Genomic DNA, 13,000 nt, shown 5'->3' with positions numbered 1-13,000 from the left:
AATATGAGTAAAGAAATGCAAAAAAATCACAAGAATGCTTATCTATTGCTTGAAGATGGCACTATCTTTAAGGGCCGTTCATTTGGTTACCAAGGTGATATGGTTGGAGAAGTCGTATTCAACACAGCCATGATAGGGTATCAAGAAATCTTAACAGACCCTTCTTATTGCGGGCAGATCGTAACAATGACCTATCCCTTGATCGGGAACTATGGAGTTAATGCCAAAGATGCGGAATCAGTAAAACCTCAAGTTCGTGGCTTTGTGGTTCGTGAAGCTTGTGCTAGACCTTCGCACTATCGTTCAGAAAAAACAATTGAGCATTACTTGGCACAGCATGGCATTCCAGGGATTGAGGGTGTCGATACCAGAGCCTTAACTCGTCGTATTCGCATAGCAGGCACATTACGGGGCGCTATTTTAGTAGGCAGTAAACAAGAACCTTGCTGGGAAGGAGAGGCTATTGCAACTAAACCTTTAGGTGCATTGATGACTCTCGAGGAAATGAAAGCAAGCCTTCCTGTAGAATCTTATCAAAAGTGGCAAGAACAGCTCGCTAAACTTCAGCAACATCAAGTAGCAGGACCACATCTGATTGAAACAGTAACAACGCCACAATCTTATGTCATACCTGGCGAAAGCTTTCGAGTTGCTGTAATTGATTTAGGAATCAAAGAAAACATTTTACGAATGCTAAAAGCATTAGACTTGCACCTAACGGTCTTCCCAGCTCACACTACAGCGGAAGAAATAAGAGCGGCAAAACCACAAGGTATTTTTCTAAGCAATGGACCAGGTAACCCCAAAGATGCCAAGGCTACTGTGCAGGCGATACAGGAATTTCTAAAACCTGAAAGTGCCATACCTGTTTTTGGTATTTGCTTAGGACACCAACTTATCTCCCTTGCTTTTGGCGGTGATACCTATAAAATGAAGTTCGGCCATCGTGGTGGCAACCATCCCGTTCAAGATTTGCGTACAGGTCGTGTTTATATCACTTCGCAAAATCACGGATATACTATCATAGAAGATTCCTTACCAGCAGATGTAGCAATAAGTCACCGCAATGCTAACGATGGCACTGTAGAAGGACTACGTCACCGAACCCTTCCTGTCTACTCAGTGCAGTTTCATCCAGAAGCCGCGCCAGGACCAGAAGATACAGCCTATCTTTTTGATGAATTTATCGAGCATATGCAGACAGGAACGAAATAGAGGAGGTGCTGACCTTGCCAAAAGCTCAAGATTTACATAAGGTCCTTGTGATTGGGTCAGGACCTATTATAATTGGTCAAGCCGCCGAGTTTGATTATGCGGGGACACAAGCTTGCAAGTCCTTAAAAGAAGAAGGACTAGAAGTAGTTCTTGTCAACTCAAACCCGGCTACAATCATGACTGATGCAAACATTGCCGATCATGTTTATATAGAACCTCTAGACGTTCCCACCTTAACAAAAATTATTGCTCAGGAACGTCCCGATGGACTTTTACCGACCTTAGGAGGGCAAACGGGGCTAAACTTAGCTGTGGCTTTAGCAGAAGCTGGTGTACTGGAAAAGTATAATGTACGTTTGCTCGGCACAAACCTAGAAACGATCAAAAAAGCTGAAGATAGAGAGCTTTTCAAGAAAACGATGTTAGAAATAGGAGAACCAATTCCCCTCTCTGACATTGTATCGACTATCGATCAAGCAGTAGCTTTTGCCAATAAGACTGGCTATCCACTCATCATTCGTCCTGCCTATACCTTAGGTGGAACTGGTGGTGGTATTGCTCATAACGAAACAGAATTACGTACCATCTGCGATATGGGCTTAAAAAAATCCATGATTGGTCAAGTCTTACTCGAACAAAGCGTAGCTGGTTGGAAAGAGATTGAGTATGAAGTGATGCGTGACAGTGCTGATAACTGTATCACCATCTGTAACATGGAAAACTTCGATCCTGTAGGCGTTCATACTGGTGACTCTATCGTTGTAGCGCCGTCTCAAACCTTAACAGACAAAGAATATCAAATGTTACGAACTGCCTCTTTGAAAATTATACGAGCACTAAAAGTAGAAGGCGGTTGTAACGTTCAGTATGCTCTTAACCCTCATAGCAACGATTATATAGTCATTGAAGTAAACCCTCGCGTCAGCCGCTCTTCAGCTCTTGCCTCTAAGGCAACAGGTTACCCCATTGCCAAAATGGCCGCCAAGATTGCTTTGGGTTTGTCACTTGACGAAATCAAAAACCCTGTAACAGGCAAAACAACAGCTTGTTTTGAGCCTGCCCTTGACTACGTAGTATTCAAGATTCCTAGATGGCCTTTTGACAAGTTTGTTACGGCTGATCGTCGCTTGACTACACAGATGAAAGCTACAGGCGAAGTAATGTCTATTGACCGAACTTTTGAAGGAGCTTTGCAAAAAGCAGTGCGCTCCTTAGAAATCGGCGTCTACGGTCTTCGTTATCCTGGTGCCGCTACTTGGACAGAGATGGAATTAGAAGACAAGATTACCCACGCTGACGATGAACGTCTCTTTGCTATCGCTGAAGCTTTCCGCCGCGATTGGACAGTTCGCGAAATACATCAGAACTCTCAGATCGATCCTTGGTTTCTAGTAAAAATCAAAGGTCTCATCGATATGGAGAAAGAGCTAGAACAATGGCCTATCTCTGCTGAGAGCTTGAGAAAAGCTAAAGTGCTAGGTTTCTCAGACTACCAAATTGCCAAAATAGCAGAACAATCAACTCAAAAAGTTCGTGACTTACGTAAAGCCTACGATATCACCCCAGTTTATAAAATTGTCGACACTTGTGCCGCAGAGTTTGAAGCCTTAACGCCTTATTACTACTCCACTTATGAAGCAGAAGACGAAGTGAAGCAAACTGAAGGCGATAAAGTAATCGTACTTGGTTCAGGTCCGATCCGCATTGGACAAGGCATTGAGTTTGACTATTGCTCTGTGCACGCCGCATGGGCCTTGAAAGAAGAAGGTATAGAATCAATCATTATCAACAACAATCCCGAAACAGTATCTACAGACTTTGATACGGCTGACAAACTTTTCTTTGAGCCGCTGGCACTTGAAGATGTGTTAAACATTGTAGATAAAGAAAAACCTAGGGGTGTAGTTGTACAATTCGGTGGACAGACAGCCATTAACTTAGCCGCTGGCCTAGATGAACATGGCGTTAAAATTCTAGGAACATCCTTAGATGGAATCGATAGAGCAGAAGATCGTAAGAAATTCGAAAGCTTACTCAAGAGCTTACAGATTCCACAATCAGAAGGTAGAACAGCAACAAAAGCAGAGGAAGCTAAGAAAATTGCCGAAGAACTAGGTTTCCCTGTCCTTGTTCGTCCAAGTTATGTAATCGGCGGTCGAGCCATGGAAGTTGTTGAAAACCTAGCTGACTTAGAATCTTACATGGAGAATGCCGTCCGCATCAGCCCTAAGCATCCTATCTTGATTGATAAATACATCAGAGGTAAAGAAGTAGAAGTTGATGCCATCAGCGATGGTCAAGACACTCTTATTCCTGGTATTATGGAGCATATTGAGCGGGCTGGTGTACACTCCGGTGACTCTATGGCAGTCTATCCGCACAAATCATTAACACAAACTGAGACAGATACAATTGTGGACTATACAATGCGCATAGCCAAAGCCCTCGGTGTGGTAGGCTTGCTGAACATTCAATATGTGGTAGATAAAGGTAAAGTCTATGTCTTAGAAGTAAACCCGAGAGCTTCAAGAACCGTTCCTATCTTATCTAAAGTAACAGGCGTTCCTATGGTTAAAGTGGCTATTGAAGTTATGTTAGGCAAAAGCCTGAAAGCATTAGGCTATGAGCCTGGTCTTTGGCCGGAAACATCCTATAAAATTGTTAAAGCACCTGTCTTTTCTTTTGAAAAACTTACCGACGTGGACATCTCACTAGGACCAGAAATGAAATCAACTGGTGAAGTTATGGGCGTAGACTTCCAGCTCTCTTCAGCCCTTTATAAAGCAATGATCGGCATGGGCATGAAGATCCCAACTGGTGGGACGTTGCTCATCTCAGTAGCAGAAAAGGACAAAGAAGAGGCAGTTTACCTAGCTCGAGCTTATGCCGATCTTGGTTTTACAATTATGGCAACAACCCAGACAGCGCAAGCTTTACGCAATGCAGGTTTGGCTGTGACAGCTGTTGACATAGCCGGTTATGCTATTCAACCCCTCTTAGATCAGATAAAAGACGGTGCAATTTCTTTAATCATTAACACACCAACACGCGGTAAAGTAGCTGGCCGGCCTGGCTTCCGAATCCGTCGACAAGCTTCAGAATACCGTGTACCTTGCTTAACTTCTCTAGATACAGCAGGCGCTTTGCTTGACACGATCAGAATGTTAAAAGAAGGAGAAGGACCACAACATCTCTCTATGGCAACATTCCAGAGTGCCAACTCCGCCTTATGGCATGAGAAATATAACAAAAGCCAAGGTCGACCAAAAAGCTAAGAGATAGGACCTGAGAGGAGGCTCTACCATGAAGGGAGCCCACAAAGAAACATTGCCAGTGACCATCGATGAAAATCTGCGAGGACGAGACTTTCTCTCCTTGCATGATTTTAGTCGACAAGAAATAGAAGGATTACTTAAGCTAGCACAGGAGCTTAAAGGCTTACAAAAAGCAGGAAAGCCCCACCCTTTGTTAGAAGGTAAGACTTTAGGTATGATTTTCACCAAGTCATCGACTAGAACTCGTGTCTCTTTTGAAGTAGGCATGTACCAACTTGGCGGACATGCACTCTTTCTTAGCGGACAAGATATTCAGATCGGACGAGGCGAACCGATTAGCGATACAGCCCGCGTACTATCACGTTATGTTGATGGGATCATGATTCGTACCTTTGCTCACCAAGACGTAGTGGAGCTAGCTAAGTATGCAGATATTCCCGTCATTAATGGATTAACAGATCTACTACACCCTTGCCAAGTTCTAGCTGACCTATTAACTATCGTAGAATACAAAGGTCGTACAGAAGGCCTAAAAATCACCTATATTGGTGATGGCAACAACATGGCTCACGAGATAATGTTTGGTGGAGCTATTACAGGGATGGATGTAGTTATCTGCACACCGGAAGGCTATGAACCATCAGAAGAAATTTATCGTCTTGCTTCAGAAGATGCTAAGCAAAACGGTGGTTCTATTACATTGATCAAAGATCCTTTAGAAGCTTCCCGTAATGCCGACATACTTTACACGGACGTCTGGGCCTCTATGGGGCAGGAAGAAGAAGCACAAAAAAGGATCAAAGCTTTCCAAGGCTACCAAATTAACGAAGAACTATTAAAAGTAGCCCAAAAAGATGCTATAGTATTACATTGCCTACCAGCCCATCGTGGAGAAGAAATTACTCATGAAGTAATCGAAGGTCCTCAATCGGCAGTCTTTGATCAAGCCGAGAATCGTCTACACGCCCAAAAAGCCATTATGGCCGCAACCATGTGAATCGAAGCAACTGAAAGGAGCCTGCTTTCGTGTCGAAAAAAGTAGTACTAGCATACTCTGGAGGCTTAGACACCTCCATCATTATTCCTTGGCTCAAAGAAAACTATGGTTATGAAGTTATTGCTATGGCCGCTGACTTAGGACAAGGAGAAGAATTAGAGCCCCTAAACGAAAAAGCTATTCAAAGTGGTGCTAGCAAAATCTTCATAGAAGATGTAAAGGCAGAATTTATTACCGACTTTATCTGGCCAACTCTCAAAGCTGGAGCAGTCTACGAGAAAAAATACCTCCTAGGAACTTCTTTTGCTCGGCCCTTAATTGCCAAAAGACTTGTTGAAATAGCTCGACAAGAAGGAGCAGAAGCAATTGCTCACGGTGCTACCGGTAAAGGTAACGATCAGGTTCGTTTTGAATTAACTGTCAAAGCCTTAGCCCCTGACTTGAAAATCATTGCTCCTTGGCGTGAATGGGATATTCGTTCTCGTGAAGATGCAATTGACTACGCCAAAGCGCGCAACATTCCCGTACCAGTTACCAAAAAACGTCCTTACTCTATGGACCGCAACTTATGGCACTTAAGCCATGAAGGTGGAGATCTAGAAGACCCTTGGAACGAACCTAAAAATGACCTCTACATGATTTGTGTACCACCAGAAAAAGCACCTGATCAACCTGAATATGTAGAAATTGACTTTGAAAAAGGCATTCCCGTAAAAGTAAACGGAGAAACTCTTGGTCCTGTTGCTTTGATGGAAAAGCTAAATGATCTTGCTGCTACTCACGGTGTTGGTATTGTTGATATTGCTGAAAACAGACTAGTCGGTATGAAGTCCCGTGGTGTATATGAAACACCAGGTGGAACGGTTCTTTATAATGCTCATCGTGAGCTTGAATTTCTTTGCTTAGACAGAGCAACGATGCACTACAAAGAAATTATTGCTCTTCGCTATGCAGAACTAGTTTACGATGGTGTATGGTATCACCCACTGCGTGAAGCTTTAGACGCTTTTGTAGAGAAAACACAAGAAACAGTAACAGGAAAAGTACGCATGAAGCTCTACAAAGGAAATTGCACGCCTGCTGGTGCTAAATCTCCTTATTCACTCTATGACGAAGAACTATCTACTTTTGGTCGCGACGAAGTATATAACCAGAAAGACGCTGAAGGCTTCATCAACCTCTTCGGACTACCTTTAAAAGTTCGTGCTATGATGGAGAAAAAGGCAGGCCTTCGTCCATAAGAAAAGCAAGCTTAATCTAATAACAACAAAGTAACAAAACTACTCTAGCAGTTCCATTTTTTAAACCCACCCGTAAAGGTGGGTTTTTTGTCTAGAAAACCTTAAAACTTAACGAATTATATATATAGTTAGGAAATATTTTTTTGTTGAAAAAGGAGGAAGTTGAATGAGGCGACGATGGCTATCTTTGTTACTCGTAGCTTTGTTATTACTACCAATTCATAGCCTATACGGATTAAAGTCTAGCGAAGCGACACAGTTTAGGCTAGGTAATGAAGTATTAATGGACAAGTATCGCCATCTAATAGAAGGTAAAAAAGTTGGACTAGTAACTAATCAAAGTGGCGTGAACAGTCGAGGGGAAAGTACAATTAACCGCTTGATGGGAGAAGAATTGGTTCACTTAGTTGCTCTCTATGGTCCCGAACATGGCATTGATGGCCTAGCCAAAGCTGGTGAATATGTAAAATCATATAATCATCCAACATGGAATATCCCCGTTTACAGTCTTTATGGAAGTACACGGATGCCGACCCGAGACATGCTAGAGAACGTCGATATATTACTTTTCGACATACAAGATATTGGAGCAAGAACCTATACATACATATCTACATTACATAATGTCATGGTAGCGGCCGAAAGATACGGCAAACCAATTCTAGTTCTAGACCGTCCTAATCCCGTGGGAGGGATCATTGTCGAAGGGCCTATGCTGGAAGAAGACTTATACAAATCGTTCATAGGTATTGATAACCTACCTAAAGCTCATGGCATGACAATGGGTGAAATCGCTTTGTTTTTCAATAGAAAAATCAATGCCGATCTTACTATCGTCGCCATGGAAGGATACAATCGCAACATGATTTTCCAAGATACAGGCTTAACTTGGGTACGAACATCACCGAACATTCCCGATATCGACTCCGTTTTTGGCTACATGGCTACTGGACTTGGTGATGGAACAGGAATCTATATGAACGATACTTTTAAATGGATAGGTGGAAGAGGAATTGACGCCCAGCGCTTTGCAAACCTGCTCAACAGCGCCGGTTTGCCTGGCGTTACCTTTATCCCAGAATCTATGCACAACGGTATAGTTGGTGGTGTACGCTTAAAAATTACAGACTATCACCAATTTAATCCAGCCCTTAGTGGAATATACGCCTTAGCCTATGCCTATCAGATTGGCGACTTCAAAGTTCCTAAGAGCACCAACAACAACATTATTATGTTCGATAAAGTCATGGGTACGAACAAGATGGGACAGTACCTAGAGCAAAAGCTATCGCCTCAAGAAATACAAGCACGGTATGCACCGGCTTTAGAGCGTTTCAAAGCAGAACGACTGAATTACCTTATCTATGGCTATGCACCTGGTTACCAAGCCCCTGAATATAAAGGCATTAGCGTTTTTGTCAATGATGAAGAAATTGCCTTTGATGTAGATCCATATATTGACGAAAACAATCGACTCATGGTACCTTTACGCTTTATTGTAGAAGCCTTAGGAGCTCAAGTAAATTGGCATGGCCCTAGCCAAGGGATAACTATTACCAAAGACAATAAAATGAGTCAATTTACTATTGGTAGTCAAATTGCCTATGTGAATGGTCAGCGGATGGTTTATGATACACATCCCGTCATACGATATGACCGAACTATGGTTCCTACCCGTTACGTAGCCGAATCAATGGGAGCAACTGTGGAGTGGATTGAAGCGACCAGAACCGTTCTAATTGATTTAGAATAGTTTCATTAGAAAGAGCATTCTAAATGCTTCAGAATGTAAGGTAAATCAAAAAGAGCCTTTAAAAATGAGATTGTTCATTTTTAAAGGCTCTTTTTTCCATATAGACTTATTGAGCTAGATCAAGCTTATTCTTTTTTCACATAGAGATCAACGAGAACAGAGCGACCTTGATAGACTTTTGCTATACCGTAGACTTGCTGATTATTACGAATCAAGTCTTCATAATAAATGCCTGTACCTTCTGGCACATAAAAGTGCTCCAAACCGTAATCAATGCCAATTCGATGTATTGGTTGAATATTCATCTCTTTTTCCTCGTCAACGATCCATTGAGGTATGTAAGTAAAAGAAGATATTTTTCCTCGCAATAAAACTTGCTCAGGCGCAATAACAGGTTTTTCACGATAGACGCCAATAGCTTCATGAGCTATACCTTTTTTTGCGACTACTACATAGACCGGGAAAGAGCCACCATAATGCTCGCCAGTCCAGTTATCTAGATCGTGATCGATATTAAGTAAATCCAATTCAGAGATAGTGTAGCGAAGATCTACATAATCGCCCATAAAGATATGCCGTGGATCGACAGGCACAGTTTCTATGAAAACTTCCTCCCCTTTATATTCAACCATGAAAGGAGTCCAAGCCAAAGTCAACAAGATGAGAACTTGTAAGAAGACAGCACCTCCAAATTTTAAGGCACCTTGATGAAACTTACTCACCATGAGCACCCCCTCGGACTTCCTCTACAAGAATCCTTCTTTTTTTCTCCATATAGTATCCGACTGCAAAAAGGATCAGGCCGCCGCCAATGAAAAAGAGAGACTTGTCAAAAAGACCCCAAGCAAATTTACCGTAGGCATAAATGACACAGCCTAAGAAGAATAACGTACCAGAGTTAATGTAAAGCTCCTGCTGACCTTCACTACCACTTTGAATAAGCAAGATACTACCAAGAAACAAAAGTAGAATAGTAAAAATATCGACATAGTTAGCTAGATCATAGGAAAAGACCATAAACGGTGAGGTAATAAAAAATACAAGAGGCGAAGAAAGAGCAAGAAAGGCAAGTGACTCCCAGCGCATTTCGTTATAAAAGCCGCTATAAAGCACCGCAAAGGCTAAAATAAGCCATACAATTAAAGTAAATGCAGAAGAAGGAAGAATTAGATTGACTCCCGAAATAAGGATAAGTTGAATGAAAAAAAGAGGCCAGAGCAATAGAAGGGGGCTGAAAAAAGAAGATCCTTGGAGAAAAGGCCAATGTGACCACTTACGATCTAACAATAATGCTCCCAGAGGCAATATAGTGAGCCAGAAGAGAGAATGGCCATATGTAAGCAGTTGACCAGTAAAGACTACCAAAAAGCTGATGGCAAGGGCAGTACGGTGCAGGGAATTGTTATGTTTGTAGAGATAAGGAAATAGCCACAGCAAGAGATGAAGATAATACCACGAACCTGTAACAAGAGAAACTTCTCTAATGGCTAAGTCGGATAGGTTTGCCCAAGTTAATAGAAGCAAAGCGAAGAGAAAGAAAAGACTATGTTTAGTGAGATGAGCCATGACAATAGCTCCTAGAAACCAAAGGCCCAATCCTGTAGCATCGTAAGCAGAGAGATGAAACATTTGTCCAATAAGCCAGATACCAGCACCATAAGATAAGAGACCTAGGAAAATAAAAGCAATACCGGTTTTAGGATAGTTGCGCCGACCGTAGGTGAGGTAATAACCAAGGCTATAACAAGCGACGGTAAAAGAAAGTATCATAAAGATGCGTAAAGAGCGGGATAATTCCTCCCAGTTAGAAGCAATTAACAAGATGATGCCCAGTCCCACAAGTAGTCCTGCGAGCATCAAAATAATAGAATAAGAGTTACCAGGAGAAGTTTCGTAACGTTTAACTAATGTGGACTTTTGAGATTCCGAGATAAGACCTTCCGCATGCCACTGTTCAATTTCTCTCAGTAGCCAGCTTTGCTGAGACTGCAACATGGCAGTTTCCTCCGTTATACCTGATTTCCGTTCAATTCTTTTTAGTCTCTTTACTCATTTCAAGCACTCACGTCAAGTACTGAAGAAAAAGATACACTTTTAGTGTGGTTTTAATTGTAATTTTACACCCAAGCGTATCTAGTAAAAATGCTTTCTCTCATATTATAGAGAGAATTTTTTTTCTAAGCTACTCTTGTTAGATGCTATAAGCACTGATAAAATCAATAGTAATAGTTACTCATAAGTAACTATTTACAGATAGGAGAGAAAAGTATGGTCAAAAGTAATAATACGAATGAATCAGCTCGTACAGCCATTATTGTAGGAGCTGGCGCCGGCGGTCTTAGTGCGGCTGTTCGATTAGCTCACCAGGGTTGGGATGTGACTGTTCTTGAAAAAGAAGGCAATCCAGGTGGTCGTATCGGAGCCATAGAAGAAAATGGTTATACCATTGATATAGGTCCAACAATTATGATGATGGACGATGTCTTTCGTCAATTCTTTTCAGACCTAGGTAAGAACATAGAAGACTATCTAGAATTGCAAAGACTAAATCCCTTATATCAATTGCACTTTGAAGACGGTACAACGCTATCTCTACCAAGCGATATGAAAGATCTATTAGATGAAATTCGTCGCTTGAACCCTAGTGATGTAGAAGGATACCTTAAATATCTTTCACAAATTCACGGGCGTTACTTAGCCGCAAGAAATAAATTTATTGAAAAACCACTTAATAAATTAGAAGACTTTTTGAACATAGATACACTAGTAGGCATGGCTCAACTTAAAACTCTTAATAATATGTACGACGATATTAGCCGTTTCATAGAAGATGAGCGGATGCGTATCGCTTTAACTTTTCAATCTATTTACCTAGGTATATCACCTTTTGATGCTCCGTCCATCTACACGATCATAGCCTACGTAGAACACGGCATTAGTGGCGTGTGGTATCCTAAAGGTGGCATGAATGCTATCGGTAAAGCAATGGTTAAACTTCTTGGTGAATTTGGCGGTACTTTACGCTTAAATAGTGAAGTTTCCGAAATTATCATTGACAAGGGTCAAGCTAAAGGTGTCCGCCTAACCTCTGGAGAAGAGCTTTACGCATCAATTGTTATTTCCAATGTTGACTTCCCGACAACAATGAACAAACTAATTGATAAACCTTATCGAGGTAAATACACTAATCAGAAGATAGAAAGTATGACAAACTCTTGTGGTGCTCTTATGCTCTATTTAGGGACAAATCGTCGTTATGAAGATCTAGACGTACATAACATATACTTCACTAGAGATTATAAAGAGACCTTAGATCAAATTTTTAAAGAAAACAAACTGCCAGATGACCCAGCAATCTATCTTTATTCGCCTACTAAAATCGATGATTCCGTTGCCCCAGAAGGCAAAGATATTATTTATGTACTTGTACCAGTACCGAACTTATCAAGTGATATCGATTGGTCGAAGGAGTTAGAATCTTTCAGAGATAAGGTAATTGATAAATTAGAGCGGAACGGATTAACAGATTTACGGAATCAAATAGATTTTGAAAAAGTCTACACACCCCTTACATTTAAGCAAAGATTTAATCTTCACCAGGGAGCAGCCTTTGGCTTGGCACCAACTTTACTCCAATCGGGCTACTTCCGACCTAGTATAACATCAAATACTGTGAAAAACCTCTACTTTGTTGGGGCCAGTGTCCATCCTGGCGGTGGTGTCCCTGTAGTTATGACTTGCGGCAAACTTGCTAGTGAACTGATCCTAAAAGAATACGGTGTACCAGCACAAGTGGCGTCAACAGTTCTTGCCGAAACCTAGAAATTTCTTATATTAAGTAAGGGGCTCTCTTTGCAAAATGGTGCAAAGGAGAGCCCTTTATATTTAACCTCCCTACACTTGCTGTTAGAACAAGCAAGGCAGGTGGTTTTTTTTAGTCCCCTATACTTTGTGTTAACTTCTTCGATTTAACTCTGGAAATAAATTGGCAAAACAGAGACCCTTTTCAAGAACAGCGCCCAAATCCTAATTTACCAACATATAACACTTGCTTTTATATAACTTATGTGGCATAATCAATTTTGTTGTCGCTTCAGAGCAAACAAGATTCGCCAAATAAAGCTACAGATAGCAACAAAGGCAATCTTTTCACAGAATTTCTACAGCAAAGTAGAAAAAGCTCGAAAAACTATTGACAAAAGCGAACAAACTTGATAAACTATGATTCCTGCCGGCGAAACAATATTCGAATCGGCACCGGTCCTTGAAAATCAAACAGTTGTAAAAAAAGTCAAGCGTGCGAAACGTCGAAGCCGAAAGGCAGAGACACCAATCAATTTAAGTCAATTAGAGCTTGTCAAAGCTCCGGAATATAAGGATATAAAGGATGTTAACCGCTATTGCCATCCATGGCGCGGTTAACTCCGTAAAATCCATTTTACGGAGAGTTTGATCCTGGCTCAGGACGAACGCTGGCGGCATGCCTAACACATGCAAGTCGAACGGAGTCGATTAAGTA

At 41.5% G+C, this 13,000-nt stretch carries 8 protein-coding genes and 1 rRNA gene; 7 read left to right on the top strand and 2 right to left on the bottom strand.

The window, feature by feature from the left end; genetic code table 11:
- Positions 1 to 3: 3 nt before the first annotated feature.
- The 5 genes from carA to F9B85_RS12355 all read left to right on the top strand — a co-directional run bounded on the left by carA (position 4) and on the right by F9B85_RS12355 (position 8,481).
- Complete coding sequence (gene carA / locus F9B85_RS12375; protein ID WP_243138208.1) at positions 4 to 1,215, top strand: glutamine-hydrolyzing carbamoyl-phosphate synthase small subunit; 1,212 nt, start codon at positions 4 to 6, stop codon at positions 1,213 to 1,215.
- Positions 1,216 to 1,229: 14 nt separating this feature from the next.
- Entirely contained in the window at positions 1,230 to 4,490 is a 3,261-nt protein-coding gene (gene carB, locus F9B85_RS12370) for a carbamoyl-phosphate synthase large subunit (RefSeq protein WP_151621413.1), read from the top strand.
- A gap of 28 nt (positions 4,491 to 4,518) precedes the next feature.
- Positions 4,519 to 5,487: an ornithine carbamoyltransferase gene (argF, locus tag F9B85_RS12365; RefSeq protein ID WP_151621411.1), complete on the top strand. Its 969-nt coding sequence runs from the start codon at positions 4,519 to 4,521 to the stop codon at positions 5,485 to 5,487.
- A gap of 29 nt (positions 5,488 to 5,516) precedes the next feature.
- A complete protein-coding gene (locus F9B85_RS12360; RefSeq protein WP_151621409.1) occupies positions 5,517 to 6,728 on the top strand; it encodes an argininosuccinate synthase in 1,212 nt (403 codons plus the stop codon).
- Positions 6,729 to 6,894: 166 nt separating this feature from the next.
- Positions 6,895 to 8,481, top strand: a complete 1,587-nt coding sequence (locus F9B85_RS12355) for an exo-beta-N-acetylmuramidase NamZ domain-containing protein (RefSeq protein ID WP_151621407.1) — start codon at positions 6,895 to 6,897, stop codon at positions 8,479 to 8,481.
- A gap of 125 nt (positions 8,482 to 8,606) precedes the next feature.
- On the opposite strand, the gene F9B85_RS12350 is transcribed toward F9B85_RS12355, so the two are convergent.
- Together F9B85_RS12350 and F9B85_RS12345 are read right to left on the bottom strand one after the other, a co-directional pair.
- On the bottom strand, positions 8,607 to 9,203 hold the full coding sequence (locus F9B85_RS12350) for a GDYXXLXY domain-containing protein (RefSeq protein ID WP_170270520.1): 597 nt from the start codon (positions 9,201 to 9,203) through the stop codon (positions 8,607 to 8,609).
- Positions 9,196 to 10,476, bottom strand: coding sequence for a DUF2157 domain-containing protein (locus F9B85_RS12345; RefSeq protein WP_151621403.1), 1,281 nt, complete (start codon positions 10,474 to 10,476; stop codon positions 9,196 to 9,198). Before F9B85_RS12345 ends, F9B85_RS12350 begins: the two co-directional genes overlap by 8 nt.
- Positions 10,477 to 10,749: 273 nt before the next feature.
- Here F9B85_RS12345 and F9B85_RS12340 point away from each other — a divergent pair, with 273 nt between their 5' ends.
- Complete coding sequence (locus F9B85_RS12340; protein WP_151621401.1) at positions 10,750 to 12,303, top strand: phytoene desaturase family protein; 1,554 nt, start codon at positions 10,750 to 10,752, stop codon at positions 12,301 to 12,303.
- Positions 12,304 to 12,918: 615 nt separating this feature from the next.
- Positions 12,919 to 13,000, top strand: a 16S ribosomal RNA gene (locus F9B85_RS14645); the annotation flags it as partial.

This window comes from Heliorestis acidaminivorans (assembly GCF_008933955.1).
Classification (GTDB): Bacteria; Bacillota; Desulfitobacteriia; order Heliobacteriales; family Heliobacteriaceae; genus Heliorestis; species Heliorestis acidaminivorans.
This window is presented reverse-complemented; position numbering and strand designations above follow the sequence as displayed.